The 16,844-nt window shown below is 55.1% G+C and carries 13 protein-coding genes; 4 read left to right on the top strand and 9 right to left on the bottom strand.

What is annotated here, in order from left to right; all coding sequences use genetic code 11:
- Positions 1–70: 70 nt before the first annotated feature.
- Positions 71–1,033 carry a glycosyl hydrolase gene (locus AAF465_02825; protein MEM7081641.1) on the bottom strand — a complete coding sequence of 321 codons (963 nt, stop codon included), beginning with the start codon at positions 1,031–1,033 and terminating at the stop codon, positions 71–73.
- Positions 1,034–1,129: 96 nt separating this feature from the next.
- Positions 1,130–3,355: a glycoside hydrolase family 3 N-terminal domain-containing protein gene (locus tag AAF465_02820; protein MEM7081640.1), complete on the bottom strand. Its 2,226-nt coding sequence runs from the start codon at positions 3,353–3,355 to the stop codon at positions 1,130–1,132.
- Between the two features lie 158 nt (positions 3,356–3,513).
- Here AAF465_02820 and AAF465_02815 point away from each other — a divergent pair, with 158 nt between their 5' ends.
- Together AAF465_02815 and speB are read left to right on the top strand one after the other, a co-directional pair.
- The gene (locus AAF465_02815) at positions 3,514–4,938 is read left to right on the top strand and encodes an MFS transporter (GenBank protein MEM7081639.1); all 1,425 of its coding nucleotides are present in this window, start codon (positions 3,514–3,516) and stop codon (positions 4,936–4,938) included.
- Positions 4,939–4,974: 36 nt separating this feature from the next.
- Positions 4,975–5,934: an agmatinase gene (gene speB / locus AAF465_02810; GenBank protein MEM7081638.1), complete on the top strand. Its 960-nt coding sequence runs from the start codon at positions 4,975–4,977 to the stop codon at positions 5,932–5,934.
- A 179-nt stretch (positions 5,935–6,113) separates the two neighbouring features.
- Here the strand turns inward: speB and AAF465_02805 are convergent, their stop codons facing one another.
- The 3 genes from AAF465_02805 to AAF465_02795 form a co-directional block, all read right to left on the bottom strand.
- Positions 6,114–9,131: a di-heme oxidoredictase family protein gene (locus AAF465_02805; protein ID MEM7081637.1), complete on the bottom strand. Its 3,018-nt coding sequence runs from the start codon at positions 9,129–9,131 to the stop codon at positions 6,114–6,116.
- 139 nt (positions 9,132–9,270) lie between these two features.
- Positions 9,271–9,648 (bottom strand): nuclear transport factor 2 family protein, encoded by a 378-nt coding sequence (locus tag AAF465_02800; protein MEM7081636.1) that lies wholly within the window; start codon positions 9,646–9,648, stop codon positions 9,271–9,273.
- A 5-nt stretch (positions 9,649–9,653) separates the two neighbouring features.
- Positions 9,654–10,175: a hypothetical protein gene (locus tag AAF465_02795; GenBank protein MEM7081635.1), complete on the bottom strand. Its 522-nt coding sequence runs from the start codon at positions 10,173–10,175 to the stop codon at positions 9,654–9,656.
- 249 nt (positions 10,176–10,424) lie between these two features.
- On the opposite strand from AAF465_02795, the gene AAF465_02790 reads away from it, so the two are divergent.
- Entirely contained in the window at positions 10,425–11,075 is a 651-nt protein-coding gene (locus tag AAF465_02790; protein ID MEM7081634.1) for a hypothetical protein, read from the top strand.
- Positions 11,076–11,427: 352 nt separating this feature from the next.
- Here the strand turns inward: AAF465_02790 and AAF465_02785 are convergent, their stop codons facing one another.
- The 4 genes from AAF465_02785 to AAF465_02770 all read right to left on the bottom strand — a co-directional run bounded on the left by AAF465_02785 (position 11,428) and on the right by AAF465_02770 (position 15,129).
- Positions 11,428–11,997, bottom strand: a complete 570-nt coding sequence (locus tag AAF465_02785; protein MEM7081633.1) for a hypothetical protein — start codon at positions 11,995–11,997, stop codon at positions 11,428–11,430.
- 108 nt (positions 11,998–12,105) lie between these two features.
- Positions 12,106–12,747: a rhomboid family intramembrane serine protease gene (locus AAF465_02780; GenBank protein ID MEM7081632.1), complete on the bottom strand. Its 642-nt coding sequence runs from the start codon at positions 12,745–12,747 to the stop codon at positions 12,106–12,108.
- Between the two features lie 101 nt (positions 12,748–12,848).
- Positions 12,849–14,045 carry a TlpA disulfide reductase family protein gene (locus tag AAF465_02775; GenBank protein ID MEM7081631.1) on the bottom strand — a complete coding sequence of 399 codons (1,197 nt, stop codon included), beginning with the start codon at positions 14,043–14,045 and terminating at the stop codon, positions 12,849–12,851.
- A 100-nt stretch (positions 14,046–14,145) separates the two neighbouring features.
- Complete coding sequence (locus AAF465_02770; GenBank protein ID MEM7081630.1) at positions 14,146–15,129, bottom strand: aldose epimerase family protein; 984 nt, start codon at positions 15,127–15,129, stop codon at positions 14,146–14,148.
- 107 nt (positions 15,130–15,236) lie between these two features.
- Between AAF465_02770 and AAF465_02765 the strand changes: the two genes are divergently transcribed.
- On the top strand, positions 15,237–16,793 hold the full coding sequence (locus tag AAF465_02765) for a sugar porter family MFS transporter (GenBank protein ID MEM7081629.1): 1,557 nt from the start codon (positions 15,237–15,239) through the stop codon (positions 16,791–16,793).
- Positions 16,794–16,844: the final 51 nt, after the last annotated feature.

The raw sequence follows: 16,844 nt of genomic DNA, 5'->3' as shown, positions 1-16,844 counted from the left end.
ACCGGCTGACCACACACCGGTAAGGCGTTTACCGATCTGATAATTGACATAACCTTCTTGAGGCGACGCCTCACGGAGCCACCCGGCGCCAGTGCTCGCCGTGGATGACTTGCTTGGGTGTTCGATCCACCTTGAACAGCCCCCAATGCTTTTCCGCGCCGAGTGGGTCGGCCGGATTCCCTTTCCACGGCTCGTCAAATGCCTCGAAGAAGAACACCGTTATGTGCTCGCGCGCCGCCCATTCATACAACTCGTTGAAATAGCGAACCTGCTTGGCCTCAGATGCACGTGGACCGAATTCGCTGGCGGTCGTCGCCCATCCCGCCTCGAGAATCGCGATCGGCGTGTCCGGGATCGCTTGGCGCACCCAGGCCATGTTCTCCAGCGTGTAGCTCAAGCCTTGTTCGATGTCGCGTTCTTCCCACACCGGATACGTGTGCACACCCAAAAAATCGACGTGCTGGGCCAGTTCGGCGCCCGATTCTGCCCACCAAACGTAGTTTTCCGCCACGGTTACGGGTTGCTCGATGGCAGCTTTTACATCGTTGACGTAGTCGATCACCGACTCAACACTCACCATATGGTCATTCCAGCTGACCAATGCTTCATTACCCACATTCACCGCCACCACCTCATCGGCGTATGCCCTGGCCAATGCAATACCTCGGTCGACTTCTTCGCGATTTAACTGAGTGTTGGCGCGTAGCACCTCGTCGGGGATCGGCTCATCGAGCCAGGGGCAGCCCTCATGGTTACTGACTTCGGCTTGCAACCACATCCCCAGTAGCACTTTGATCGGCAACTTGTGCTCACGAATCAGTGCCAGTGTGGTTCGACTGTTGTCGCCTGCATCGTATAAGCGGATAAGATTGAAATTGTGAGCAACGAGAATGTTGAGATCCTCAAGAATCTCCTCGCGACTGGGGTTCACGGCGCCGTCGCCCCGATCGGGATGCTGCCCCTCCCGAAAACCGGAATAGGCAACCGCCAGTACCTCGCCGGCAATTCGATTAGTGTGATCAAAATTGGTCATAGTATCTCGCACATGTTCGCAAGCTGTGAGCACAAAGAGCAGCCCTATCAGCAGCGCAGATTTACGTTTGTGAATAACGATCATGGTCGCGTCGCCTTAATCGAAGGATCCTGGATGGACATAGAAAGTCGTGTTAAGCGTCACATCGGAGTGCCCGCCAATCGCTACGGCGAATTCGCCAACGCCCGGCTCTTCGACCATCTGGCGCCCCACAAACCGACGCGCCTCGGGCGTGATCACAAACGACACCTCCAAGGCTTCGCCCGGGCGCAGCCGCACACGTTGAAACCCTTTAAGCTCTTTCACCGGCCGCGTCACAGTGCCCACCTTGTCGCGCAAATACAGCTGCACAACCTCTTCTGCTTCGCGACCACCTGAATTGGTGACCGTCGACGAAACGGTTATCGAGTCGTCCACCGCAATCTGCTGAGCACTGACCCAAGTATCAGAATAGTCGAAGGTGGTATAGGACAAACCAAAGCCGAAGGGGAATAAAGGACGATAACCCGCATCCAAATGGAACGCGGTCATTCCCAGTGAAGTCTGGGGCGCAAACGTATCGATGTCATCGATGTGCACAACCGTTTCAGGAGACGGCGGCTTACCGGTGTTCTTCTGGTTATAGTAGATCGGAATCTGTCCGACCATCAGCGGCAGAGTGGCCGGGAGTTTACCTGATGGCACCGCCTCGCCAAACAGCAAGTCGACCAGTGCTGGGCCTGCCATCGTGCCGGGATGCCAGGCATAAAGCAGTGCATCCACATTGCCTAGAATGTTCGACAGTGTCAGCGGTCGACCCGCCATCACGACGGCCACGAGCGGTGTTTGGGTTTGACGCAGGCGCGCCACCAGTTCCGCCTGCGCACCAGGTAGATCAATATTCGCCCGGCAATGGGCTTCTCCAGAGAGAATCGATTCCTCACCTAAAAACAGCAGCGCCACATCACTTGAGGCGGCGCACTCCGCGGCTGCATCAAACCTCGACCGATCCCGGTCGCGCGAATGGGCGAACACCGGCTCAACGGCTAACGCAAGATTCGACCGGTCGCGAAGCGTCATTAATGGCGTGACCGAGTCGTTCGCGTCTCCGTCGAAAATCCACGTGCCCAATTGCTCGTACGGCGCATCCGCAAGCGGCCCGAGCACGGCCACTTTCAGCGGCTTGGCCGAATTGAGCGGTAACAGTGCCTCATCATTTTTTAGCAGCACCGCACTCTGTGTCGCCAGTTCTTGGGCCACGTTGAGCGCGTGCCCATCAAGAACGGGCGGAAGCTCGTCCCGTCGCGCATACGGTTGTTCAAACAAGCCCAGCTTGAGTTTGACCGAGAGAATATTGAGCACGGCTTCATCAATGCGCTCGATCTCGACCTGACCATCATTGGCAAGTGATTCGAGGTGCCGCAAAAAGGATCGCCCCTCCATTTCCATGTCGACGCCGGCCACGACCGCTTGTTGCGCCGCATCTCGTTCGTTCTCGGCCACGCCGTGAATGGTCAACTGTCGTACCGAATCCCAATCGCTGAGGGTAATTCCATCGAACTGCCATTCCTCCCGCAACACATTGCGCAATAAAAACGCGTTGCCAGTGGCGGGCACGCCGTTCAAATCGCTGAACGAGGTCATCACTGACAGGGCACCCGCGTCGACACCGGCCTGAAAGGGCGGAAGATAAACACTGCGCAACTCCAGTTCAGGCACCAGAGTTGTTGCGTAATCACGCCCGCTTTCAACGGCGCCATAGCCGGCGAAGTGTTTAACGCAAGCGGCAATCGATCCGGCATCCGTTAAATTATTCCCTTGATAGCCCTCCACCATCGCGCGCGTGCAGCATTGATTCAAAAAGACATCTTCGCCAAAACTCTCTGCGATCCTGCCCCACCGGGGATCGCGCGCCAAATCCACCATGGGTGAAAACGTCCAGTTGATCCCCACCGTGGCCGCCTCGCTGGCCGCCACCTGCGCGCCGCGTTCAATCAGCAACGGATTCCAACTCGCCGCCTGGCCAAGTGGAATAGGCAAAATCGTACGAAAGCCGTGAATCACATCGCGACCGACCAGCAGTGGAATACCGAGTCGACTCTCCTCGACGGCCAACCGCTGCAATTCACGGATGGCAGCGGGATCCTCGACATTTATCACCGAACCGATCGCGCCGGCTCGCACTTCGTCGCCTAAATAATCCGGCGCAAATCCATCGCACGCGTGAACTTGATTCATCTGACCAATTTTCTCGTTGAGCGTCATTTGCGCCAGCAGCGTTTGCGCCTGCGCAGTAATGCGTTGGTCATGGGGAGAGTGACTTGAGGAAAGATGTGCATTCATGTCGTAGACGCGCAGCAAAGCAATCGCCCGCGGACGGGCAACAAGATGTGTGGCGTGCAGCGGAGTTGGGCCGTTTTAGCAATATTTGACAGCGCTGTCAATTTGACACACGATGCGTGCACGTACAGATTCAACCTCGGTTTAACAAGAGAAAAAGCATGAGCCAGGAACACACCACCGCGCCCGCTGATCGCATCCCGTTTATTCAGAAGGTTCTCTACGGCGCCGGGGCGTTCGTCAACAATCTGCTCGCCGCGTCGATTGGCGGCATGATGATTGTGCTCAATCTCGGCCTTGGCATGAATCCAGCACTGGTCGGACTATTGGGCATGCTGCCCCGACTGACCGACGCGCTAACCGATCCACTGATGGGCTATATCTCAGACAATACACGTTCGCGGTGGGGACGACGAAGACCGTATATTTTTTGCGGCGCCGTTTTGGTGGCCATCGTCTTTGCACTGTTATGGCAGCTACCCGAGGCAAGAAGCGAGTCGTACTATTTTTGGTACTTTTTGATCGGCTCTTTGCTCTTTTATCTTGCCTACACCATCTTCGTCACGCCGTGGGTCGCGCTAGGTTACGAACTCACACCCGACTACCATGAACGCACTCGTTTGATGGGCGTGCAGAATTTTATTGGCCAAATTCCATATGTGATCGCGCCCTACTTCCTGCTCATCATGCAAAACGAGCGGTATTTTGACGACATGGTCGATGGGGCAGCCGGATTGTCGATTGTGATTGCGATTGTGGTCGTGTCGCTCGGCGTATTGCCGGCTCTGTTTTTACACGAACGCTTCGTCGACAGCGGCGATGGTAGTTCGACCAAATCCTCAATTGGCACCAAGATTGCTGAGTTTTTCAAAGGGTTCATGACAACGATGAAGTCCAAGCCCTTTCTCAAACTCGCGGTCGCCACCTTTTTGGTCTTTAACGGCTTTATGCTAATTGCGGCATTTCAGTCCTACGTGATTATTTATTATGTGTTTGGCGGCGACACCAAAGCAGGGTCTGAGTATGTGGGCCATGCGGGTGCCATCGGCGCCGTGTCCACGTTTTTCATTATCGCCGCCATCACTAAATTTGGTCCGCGCTACGGCAAACGCCAAGTGTTTTTTGTCACCACTGGTATTTCCATTGTCGGCTACTTACTCAAGTGGTTTTGCTATAACCCCGAGATTCCTTGGCTCATCCTGGTGCCAGCACCGCTTATTGCCTTCGGACTGGGCGGCTTGTTTACACTCATGCCGTCAATGATTGCAGACGTGGTCGATTACGACGAACTCCAAACACAAGAACGCCGAGAGGGCATGTACGGCTCAATATTTTGGTGGGTCGTTAAACTCGGCATGGCCGCCGCACTCGGTGCCAGTGGTTTCCTTCTCAATGCGACCGGATTCGATGTAGACCTGGGTGGCGATCAAACCGAGCAAACACTCTTGCTATTGCGTTTGTTTGACGTGTTAATTCCTGCCGCCGCATCGGCCATCGCGATTTGGGCGATCTGGTCGTACTCACTCACCGAAGATCGTGCCAACGATATTCGTACGCAGCTCGAGGCCCGGCGCGGCGCGGTGTGACGACCAGATTGATAAAGAGGTGTTGTTAGCGCGGTCATGAGCGATCATCCCTCGAAAACGGATTTGGCGTTCACGCGTGAGACGGGTTCCGGCACCGTTGAGGAACCCACTTACTCGGGTGCCTTAAGTTTCGCCCGCCGACGCTATACCAAAACGCTCGATGGCGCAGATGTCGCTGTCGTGGGTGTTCCATTTGATCTTGCCACCAGTTCCCGCCCCGGTGCCCGCTTAGGACCACGCGCTATTCGTGAGGCGTCGTCGATGGTCGCTTGGGATCGGGTGCATGAGTGGGATTACGATCCGTTTACACGGCTGTCGGTCATCGATTATGGCGACGTCTATTTTAATCATGGACAGCCACATACGGTGCCCGACGCGATTCGTGCAGAGTTTGCTAAGATTCATGCACAGCACGTCAAAACGCTCATGCTGGGTGGCGATCACTTTGCTTCCTATCCGGTACTGCAAGCGCTGGCAACACATATCGGCGAACCTCTGGCGTTGGTCCATTTCGATGCGCACAGTGACACTTGGTCTGAAGACAAACAGTCTTTGCACCATGGCACGATGTTCTATCACGCGGCTAACGAACAGCTCATCGCGCCGGAGCACTCGACGCAAATCGGTATTCGCACTTACAACGAAGACTCGCACGGCTTCAATGTAATCAGTGCCGAGCGCGTACGGCGCGTCGGTGTTGAAGTCGTCATTCAGAAAGTGATCGAAACAGTGGGCAAACGACCGGTATACCTCACCTTTGACATCGATGGCATTGACCCGTCAATGGCACCCGGTACCGGCACGCCCGTGATTGGCGGTTTGACGACAATGGAGGCGCAACAGATCTTGCGCGGCCTCAGAGGCATTAATCTTGTCGGTGCCGACGTGGTAGAAGTTGCACCCGCCTATGATGTGAGTCAGATCACCGCATTAGCAGCCGCCACCATGGCAATGAACTTGATTGGTTTGTTCGCCGACGCTAAGTCCGCGATTTAGTCACTCATTCAAACCCGTAAAAACAACCACGCCTTTTCGCGCATTTCGTGTTTGAAATCGGAGCTTCAGGGCTAACTTCACGCTCAAGATCACGACTCCTTCCTTACGCTCGCCTAACGTCTTCGACTATCGCCCACCGACATCAGCATCGCGACTCAAGTCAGCGCAACGCCGGCCGATTACAACGAACGCAAGAACACCAACAGGGCGTCCTTATCCGTCTGAGACATTGCCTCGTAGGCAGCGCGTGCGGTCTCGGCTTCGCCACCGTGCCAAAGAATGGCCTCATGCAAGCTACGGGCGCGTCCGTCATGCAGATAGGCTTCACCACCACTGACGCCGGCGGTTAAACCAATACCCCACAAGGGCGGTGTTCGCCATTCGCGTTGCGTCGCGCCGTCTTCAACCAGTGTATCTGCCAGTCCATCACCCATATCGTGAAGCAACAAGTCGGTGTACGGGTGAATGGTCTGGCCGCGCAATTCGGCATGGGGGTGAAAAGCCGTGGTCTCAAAAGTCTCGACATGACAGCGGTTGCACTGAGCCGATGCAAACAATGCTTCACCCGCCAGCGCCTCTGGGTCGCCCAAGTCACGGCGCGCGCGAACGCCAAGCAGCGCGATATATGCCGTGAGCTTATCAAGATTGTCATCACTGAGTTCCTCGACTGACGCACCGCAGTCGGTTTGAGCCGCACCGCAATCCGGCTGAGGTTCAACAGACGTGAGCACACCAATGTCGGTGTTGAGCGCCGACGCGACTTGATCACGTACACTCGCCCGCGAGGCTTTCCAGCCAAAACGCCCAACGCGCGCTTGACCGGTGACGGCATCGTTCACGATCCGCAGGCGGCCTGAAATGCCGTCATTATTGGTGTCATCTGGATCGGCAAGCGCTTCCAAATCCGCTTCATCGATCGCCTCGAGTAGGCCCAACCCAACAAGCTGTGGTGCGATGCGCGCGGAGAAGTATTGTGGCTGCACGCCGCTAAACTGAAAATTGGGCGATCGCAATCCATCGCTTTGTGTCCAGCTCGCAATCTGCACTGAGCCTTCGGTTCCCGGTGTGGTGGATAGCGGTTGCAACACTGCTCCAACATCAGGATGCGGCTGCCCAAATTCATCGCTCACCGACACAACGTACTGCGATAATGCGACGCCAGTATCCGGTGGCAGCGCTCGTCCATTGCGTGTGTGACACGACACGCACGAACGATTGACATAGTGATTGCCCAGCGCACCGGCCAGCGCCGGGAAGGCTGCGTTATCTGGAGCCTCATTGTGCGTACCATCGCCAAAGTCGGTGTGATGGACACGACGGCCTTCGACAAATACTTGACCGTTGACGTCTGACAAATTGGTCGGCATCTGCAAAAAGTAGTTGTCGGGTTCGTTCGAATATTGATACGACACTGTGCCGTCACCGCCTGACCAGCCGACGAGCGGTATCGGGTAGGAGTCTTCACGTTCGGTTGCCGGGTTGCCAAATTCGCCGCGCGCCTCCCATGGCACCAGCCCCTGCCCCACAATGTAGAGAAACGCAGTGCCGTAGTAATTGTTGCGGCCGTTTGGAACCCCTTGCAAAAACTGACTGAGCTCAAACTCCAGTCGATCGCCAACCTGAAGCGGCGCGTTGGTCTTGTTATTCCAACTCACTGATCGCGTGTATTGGTTTGGACTCACAAGGCTCATCACACCGTTGTTGTGGTATTCCGCCACCGTGTTTAAACCGCGGTAGAAAAAGCGAAGCTCCGCTTCGATGGGACTCAACGGCCACTGTGTGGTCACGTTAAAAGTAATGGTGTTACCGCCTTTGCCGATGGGATCGATTATTTCAACCGCCGCCGTACGGTGTTCCCAGTAAAACGAAAGGTAATGATCGTAGGCTTGAAACTGATCTTCCCGCGCATGGCGATCCCGAGCCCGGTCAGAAAAACGTGTAATCAGCGCCGATGGCGTATCGTCCTGCAACGCCGGTTCAAGCGGGGTGAACGCATCAAATAGCGGATCATACGCCGTCGTGTAATCGACCAACCACCATACGCCTGCCACGCCCTGGCCGTTCCTATCTGTTGAGATCAAATCATTGGCGTAAAAGTAAAGCGGTCGTCCCTGATGTGTTATTTGTGAAGTGCCGTCGTCTCGCGTAATAAACGACAATCCCGCGGCGCCATTGGGGATGCCGTCTTCGAGCAGCAAGGGCGGCCATGTGACCGCGCACGCCTCATTGCACGTGCTGCCTGAACTGCCCACATCGTCATCAAAGACATACAACGCAAACCCGGGTCGGCTTGAACCGGCACCGCCTACCAAAATGGCATTGTCGACGCTCACTTCGACCATCGGCACGACGATTTGGCAGCCCTGAGCATCCACAGTTACCCCGGGAGGCGTATTGGGACACGCATCCAGCGCGTCTACTACGCCATCGTTGTCGGCGTCGACATCGACAGTAAAGCCGCTATCAACATCACCATACACATCCATTTCCCAAATCGAATAACCGTAGACATTACCCGGACTGCGTGTCTGTCCGTTCATCCGCACATAACGCCACGAGCCGCTCAGCGTCACCGTATCGGTGCGGTCACCGAACTGACCGCCAAATTGAGCGGACAATGCCGTCCAAGTTTGGCCGTCATTCGACGCTTCAATCAAATAGCTGCCTGCATTGGCCGCTTCCCAGTGAATATCGACATGGCTTAGTGCATAGCTGAGCCCAAGATCCAGAGTCAGCACCACCGGATCGACACCGTGCACGGACTCCCAGCGAGTCGCCATATTATTGTCGATCGCCAACCCCGACGGCTGTAATTCAGAGTCCGATGTCGCCGTCGCATCGAGTTCGCTGGAGAAATTGCACGCGCCGAATAGCGCGCTGGGTCCGGGGCTCGCAAAAAACTGATCACGCAACACGATGAAATCGAGAAAGTTGGTGACACCGTCCCCGTTATTGTCGGTAGGCAAATCCCCTGACTGAAAGAAGTTCGCGGCATACGCCGCTTGATCGAGAAAATTGACCACGCAATTGTTATCGATATCGGCATCGCACGCGTTGCCGATCCAATCAGCATCGGTATCGCGCTGATCGGGATTCGCTACGTAAAGACAATTATCGATGGCGTCGGGCACACCATCGCCGTCGTTATCGGTGGCCCAGGCGCTCGTGGCGAATCCCAGCAGGCACACCGCCAGCATGTGTCTTCTCATTATTGTTTTCGCAGTACGGTCAGGTTCGTATTCCGTCAAAGAATAGCGCACCCCTGACAACGTTGTCACCGACGAATGGTCGTCGCACGCTTAGACGGTTATTCGAATCTTTAGTTTTTTCAGTTGGTTACGAATTGGAAGAACGCTCAATACGCAGTGGACCGAAAAATCCCACCACCCGACTTACGCGCCCGTCGCGCAATTCGGTTGTGTCAAACCCCTCAATAACGGTCACACCGTTGTGCTCAATCGCCCAATGATAACGACACCAGTTATGCTGAGCATCCACACGACTGGTGCGTAGATACCGCGCGCCCGGTAGTCGCGCATGTACCGACCGAACGTTTTGCTCAAATGCGTCGATGCCGTGGAGATCGATCGATGGATCGACAAAGTGCACATCGTCGGTAAGCGCTCGTTCAAGGTGTCCCCGCAGCTTGGTGCCATCCTGCTCATTCCAGGCACTTAGCATATGCTCCAGCGCCTCGAGTGATGGGTCTGTCATACCCATTATCCCGTCGCGACTGTGGCTGCTACGTCGCTCGTTTCTTTGTTATTTCGAGCGATCCAGCGAAACTGAAAGGCAATCCCAATCAAGAACAAGACGAGCAACCCAAGATAGGCCATCTTAAGCACGGGGCTCTCGATTGAATCGAGAATCGGATCACCCACCGGTAAGCGGAGCAAGGCATCCGTGATCGCGGGAATACAGTGAAACAGCAGCGTGCCCGAAAACGCCAAGGCTTGCAGATAGCGTGACCAGCCGCCGATCGGCTTGAATACGGCGGCAACCGTCCCCACAGCCAACGCGATCAGCGTCAGCACCGCTAAACCATGAGCTGGCGTAAAAAAGCCGTGCTGAAAAATCGCCAGTGCCGTTGCAGCCGTGATCAATGTGGCGAGCAAGTAAAATTGACCGGTGCGCGTGTGCACACCGATTTCTTTATAACGGATGAGTGTGGCGGCGCCGCTGAGCAACGCTGCAATACCCACAATCGTATGAAACCAGCCGAGTGGAATTATCTCAGGCATATCGCTTCCCCCTACGTCATCCTCTACATCTTATCACGCTCTCGGCGCGTGGTTCCCAATGGCAACACTACTGCCCGCCTAGGCATTGGCTTGACTTAATGGTTGCGCACAACACTGAGTCTTTATGGCTGCACGTAATGGACATGGTTCTACGTCACACTGCGTGATGGAAAGTGAGATGGAGTCGACATTTTCGGGCGACAGGATTTGTACACTCAACGCATGATCCACGCCAATCGGAGTTCCAACATGCAGAAGATTCTACTCGCCGCCGCCCTCACTCTGGGCGTCGGTGCACACGCCGCCGCCGACGATGACCTATGGTTCGGCGTCAAAGCCGGCACCTTAGGCCTGGGGCTCGAAGCGACCTGGCGGCCCGTTCCCTATCTCGATCTACGCGCAGGCTACAACGCCTTTTCCTATGAAGACAGTCGCGACGAAGCCGGCATTGCCTATGATGGTGAGCTCGACCTGAGCACCGGCTTTGTAACCGCTAATCTACGCATGCCGCTCAGCCCATTTCGCGTTACGGCAGGTGTCTTCTCCAACGGCAATGAAGTGGTCTTAAATAGCCGTGATGGTGATTCATTCGTTATCGGTAGCACGACTTATCAAGCCGCCGATCTGGGCCGCCTTGAGGCGCGTAGCAAGTTTGACAGTGTGGCGCCCTACGCCGGCGTCGGTCTTGATTTTCGGGTCGCGGACACAGTGGGCATTAGTCTGGACGCGGGTGTGCTATTTCAAGGCGACGCCAATGTGGTTGTGAACGCGACAGGGCCGATCGCCACGGACCCCACCTTTCAAAACGAGCTTGACGTTGAGCGTCAAGAGCTAGAGGACGCCATCAGTGACTACGAGCACTACCCGGTTGTGTCGCTGGCGTTTACGGTGAACTTTTAACCCAGTGTTTCGGCCATATCGATTGATCTGATATGGCATTCCGTGTCGCGAGGATGGCGACACAACGTGTAAGACCCCGAGAAAATACGCGCATGAATTCCCCTAAGATTCAACGCAATCCTCTCTCGGATTACGCGCATGTTAGTTAGCGCTTAGGCGTGCATAAGGCATTGTGGGTCTTGTTCGCGCGGCGGAGTATTAGCCGGATTAAGCGTGAATCGCGGCATGATTCGACGTGGGATCAAACGACCCGATTCAGTATCAACATGCAACCGAAAGTGTGTAAGCAAACCATCACATGAGGGCGGAAACGGCTCCTTCGAAAGAAGGAGCCCAACCGTTTGACTATGAGCTACTCGTTGACCAGTCGGCTCATCGCCTCGGCCTTAACACCATCCACAACCGGTGCCAACGAATCGAGCGCCGAGCCCATCGGCGCGACTGCCCGTTCCTCGAACACCACGTTGGAGCCACCATCATTCGGCGTCAGGGTGATGGTCCAAATAACGTAAGCACCGAGTTCCTGCAATGGGCCAAAAGGCGCTTCAAGCCGAAGCGTCTTATGGCGTAACGCCAAGACCACTTTCCCATGTAAGACAGAGCCACCGGCCCAATCCTCCCGCCATTCCCCGCCAGCGATAGCGGCGAGCGAGAGGTTGGTCGCGTCACCCGAATACGTATGATCCGGGTGCCACCAGGTGGCGGGTTTAATGAGCTTGCGCCAAAGTGCTTGAGGTTCAAGCGTCGATTTCCCTTCGTGTTTGAGTACGTAATGCGTGTCGGATGAGGTCACGACCTCGGCTTGAACAACGCCTGGCCCGCAAATCGCCAACATCGCTCCGCAAATGACTCCTCTTCGATTAAATATGCTCATGGTGATGGTTCCGTAAAAGTAAATGATGAGCGTATCGAGTTCATTCATCGACGCTCAACCGGCCGCGCGATGTTCCGCGACCAGAACGCGACTGACCTTGGCAGCGGAGGTGTTCAGATCGCCGAGGGCTCTATCCGTGCGGAAGGCCGATCAGCACTATCCCCAGTCAGGTCCCTGTAGCGTCAGGCCGACGAAACGACCAAACAACTGCGTATTCATCAAAACCGTGAAGGCGAAACCCCATATCGCTCCAGTGAAATGAGCCATATGCCCGATGTTGTCATGGCCGTTCTTATCTTGGTACCACGAATAATACAGATAGGCCCCACCCGCAAGAATCTGCGGTATCGCAATTACGCCATACAAATACAAGTTATCCCAAGGGGCAAACAAAATAATGGCAAAGACTACCGCCGATACGCCTCCTGACGCCCCTAGCGCCGCATATCGCGCATCATTGGCATGACGAAGATAGCTCGGCACCGACGCCACAATGACACCGCCAAAGTACAAGATGAGGAACAACAATCCGCTGTTTTCGCCGAGAAAATAGGGGTAGTACAAGCGTTCGACCGCGTTTCCGAACGACCAAAGAACAAACATATTGATCAGCAGATGCCAAACATCGCCATGGATTAAGCCGGACGTTAAGAAACGGTACCATTGATTATTCTGCCGAATGGTGACCGGATGGAAAATTAAGGCCGCCTTTCCTTCTTGATTGTTCATCAACGCAAAGGAAATGATGCAGGTCCCAATGACGATCACATTCGTGATGGATAAAAACTGTGCACTCATAGGCCGCGCATATTACCCTATCCCCGCGTCAATCACCTCTCCACGCAACGACCCTCGACACGTCAACACAGATCGGTGTGTAAGCAATTGAACATCTTCGTTCAACATACTCCGGACGTACCGCGGCAGGCTGTATCGCGCACCAGCGTCAGAAACTCGTCATTAATCCCATGCTGCTTGGCCACCAACACACCCTCACCGTCAACGAGCATATACGTGGGGAAGCCGCGGATCGACCACTGCTGCAACCAAGGGGAGTATTCGCCCACATACCAATGTACCCATGGCATTGGCCGTTCGTTTAGAAAACGGCTCAGCGTTTCCAACTCTGCGTCTGTATTGATGGAGATAATTTCAAACTTCTCATCGGGAAGTTCGGCTTTTAACGTGTCGAGGGTTGGCAACGCGTCGATGCACGGCGAACACCAGGTCGCCCAAAAATCCAGCAGCACCGTGCGGCCTCGGTACGCGGCCAGTGAATCTGTGTGACCCTCGATCGCGGGTTGTTCGACGTTAGGTAGAGGCTGACCCAGCGTCACCGCGTTCAACAAAAACAGTAACTCTTTCTCCGCAACCGAAAAGGTCGGATAAGGCTGACGCTCACCCTTTTGATCAGGGGGCTGTCGCCTCATTAATGTGTCGTTCTCTACCCCCACACTCAATCCCTGCGCCAGCTCGAGCGCCCGCGCACGATGCGCCGCGCGAACCTCCACCGCTTCGTCGCCTCGATTGGCGAGCATCATGCGTCGCATAGCGGCATGATAGCGAGCCGCGGCGCGTGCGTTAGGCTGTGACACGTACGTGTCGAATTCTTCGAAGAACGCATCCAGTGTTGTGTTGAATCCCGGAGGCATGTAGATATCGGCAAGAAGCAGCGCCTTTTGCCATTCCGAATAATCGGCGTCGAGCTTGGCCATGGCCTTCATGCCTTTGAGAATCGCCTCATCGCGATGTTCCGCACCTTGCGCACGATAGATTAAAAAATCGGCAGCGCGCGTCTTGTCGTCAAGCGACGCATCGGACTGTGTTAAGCGTATCGCAGCGGACACAGCCGGCTCTGCATCCGGCCGTTGTTGTCGCACCACTTCCAGCTGAGGATCCTTTTCTTCATAGGTGCCCGGCCCGGCGCTGATTTCCTCAAGCCTGTCGCGCCAACGTTGATCCGCCTCAAGATACGTCGTCACCAGCACATTATCCGATGCAATCTGCCCCGAATCGCCAACTTTGCTCTGTTGTAAAATCAACAAACCCGCGCTTAGCAGCACTAGCAGCAACGCCGTCCACTTAATCTTATCCATATTGCCCCCTGTATGAACGCGCGTGCGACACCCTCGATGCGCAGACTGGCCTAAAATCGGCAGTAGTTTCTGGCGCGCCTGTCTTTGGATCGCTACGGCGTTAAAGGGTTCCGACCGAAAATTCGTAGACGTTGTTCGCCCGGTAGGTATCACCGGCACGCACCACGGCGCTGGGAAAGTCAGCCTGATTTGGGGAATCAGGAAAACACTGACTCTCAAGGCAAAGGCCCTGACGCGGCACAAACGGCTCTGTCAGATACTCCCCGGTATAGACCTGCAGACCTGGTTGGGTTGTGTAAAACACCATGCCGATACCGTCCGCGCCGCGCAGTTCCGCCGCCCGCTGCAATCGCCCGCCAACGTTTGGTAACACAAAGTTGTGATCGAACACACCAGCATTTTCCGCACGATCGAGCGAGGACTGCTCACGCAGATCGAATCGGGTGTGCGACACATCGCAGATCGACCCGGTTGGAATAAGGTGTTTATCAGTGGGCGTATAGGCGCCTGCATACACAGCGAGCGAATGCGTATCGATAGTTGTTGGGATTAAATCAAGATTGAAATAAGCGTGATTAGTTAAGCTCACCACCGTATCGCGATCGGTATGAGCTTCAAATTCGATGCCAAAACCATACTCCCCGATGAGTCGATACGTGACCGTCACATCGAGATTTCCGGGAAAACCACATTCACCGTGCGCCGACCGATAAAAACAGGTGATGGATTGACCATCAGGCGCACGCTCAAGCGACCAATAACGCCGATGAAACCCCCAGTCACCGCCATGTAGGCAATTGCCTGCCGGGTTTTCATTGGCATCCAGCAAGACCGCTTTCCCATCCAACGCAAAATTCGCGGCCTTAATGCGGTTGGTATAGCGTCCAATCGTATTACCCAGAAAGACAGTGTCCGTATGATAGTTGTCGATCCGCTCATGTTGGAGTATTGCGCTTAGAACACCGGCGTGCGTCGGCACCTCGACTGACTGCAAGGTAGCTCCAAGATTCAGTACCCTCAGGCGCAGACCCGAGTGCGATACGATTTCACAAGCGTGGATATCAGGAAGCGAATGGGTGTTCATTATCTATTCCATAACCGACGTATTGAAGTTCGAATTGTAGACACTTACAGTGTGGCTGAACACGACTAGCATCGCCCGCCTTACCGCGACCACCGGAACTCGTTTCGATGAACCCCACCGACCGCACCGCCTTATTCTACGCAACGATCATTTCACTTGGCGGTTTTCTGTTTGGTTTTGATGCCGCCGTCATTTCCGGCGTCGTCGGCTTTGTCAGCAATGACTTTGCGCTAAACGAATGGTGGATTGGCGCCATTGTCAGTGCACCCAGTTTGGGGGCGATAGTCGCGGCACTCGTTGTTGGGCCGTTGGCAGACTACATCGGCCGTAAAAAAGTCATGCTCGGACTTGCTGTGCTTTACTCAGTGTCTGCAGTGGCGTCCGCACTGGCTCCCGATGCCACTACGCTTTTGATTGCCCGATTTATTGGCGGGCTGGCCTTCGGTACGCTGATGCTAGCGCCCATCTACATTGCGGAGCTAGCACCGGCGCATCTTCGTGGTCGCATGGTATCGATCAATCAGCTCAATATTGTGGTCGGTTTTTCCGCCGCATACTTTGCTAACTACTTCATTCTAAATCTTAGCCAGGGCCAGTCCGACCTGGCGTTAGCGCTATCACTCGAACACAACGCCTGGCGCTATATGCTTGGATTGGAGGCGCTACCTGCACTGGCGTATTTCTTTTTTATGCTGCTCGCACCCGAAAGCCCGCGCTATCTCGTGCTGCAGAACCGTACCGACGAGGCGCGCCGAATATTAGCGCGGATCGCACCAGCCGGACAGATCGACGATCTCGTGCAGCGCATCGCTGCCAGTTCCGTGGATGCTACGGATCGGCTGATCGGAAAAATTCGCGACCTGTTTCGCCCCGAACTGAGACGAGTACTTGTGATTGGACTCATAGCGGGGGTTGCGCAACAAAGCAGCGGCATAAATGTCGTGTTTTTTTATGCGCCGACTATCTTTGAGCAAAGTGGTGTTGGAACAAATGCCGCGTTTGCCCAAGCAACCTATGTCGGTCTCATCAATGTCGTATTCACGCTACTGGCGATCGCCTTGATCGATAAAATTGGCCGTAAACCGTTAATGCTCGCTGGGCTGGCGGGCGTCGCGGTCAGTATGGCGCTGGCGGCGTATGGGTTTTATGCCGCGTACTATGAGCTTCCGATCGAGCAATTTGTCATGCTGTCGGATCAACACAGCCTCAGCGGCCTTGAGCCACTTGTCGGGCAGCGCTTTGAAAATGATGTTGCCTTTAAAGCCGCGGCGGAAGCCGTCATTGGAAAAACCGCACTGGTCAAACACGAGGCCGCCATTATTCAAGCCGCCGTCCACATGAACGCCAATATCATCCTAATTGGCATTATGGGATTCGTCGCATCGTTCGCCTTTTCGTTGGGCCCCGTGATGTGGGTGTTGTTTTCTGAAATTTTCCCAAACCGAATTCGAGGGCTGTGCATTGCCCTAATGGGAACGGTGAACAGCGGCGTATCCTGGCTGGTGCAATTCGTTTTCCCATGGGAGCTGGCGACGCTGGGTAGTGCCGGTACCTTTATGCTTTACGCCGCCTCGGCCGTAGTATTTCTTATGCTGATGGTTTGGCTCATGCCCGAAACGCGTGGCAAGTCACTCGAGCAGCTTGAGCTCGAACTTGCCGCTTAGGTCCAGGTTATGGGCTCATCCTGACCACACAGTCCGAACGCGCTTAACCTG

This window comes from Pseudomonadota bacterium, assembly GCA_039028935.1.
Classification (GTDB): domain Bacteria; phylum Pseudomonadota; class Gammaproteobacteria; order Steroidobacterales; family SZUA-146; genus SZUA-146.
Note: the sequence above shows the minus strand (reverse complement) of the source record. Positions and strands in the feature narration are given on the sequence as shown.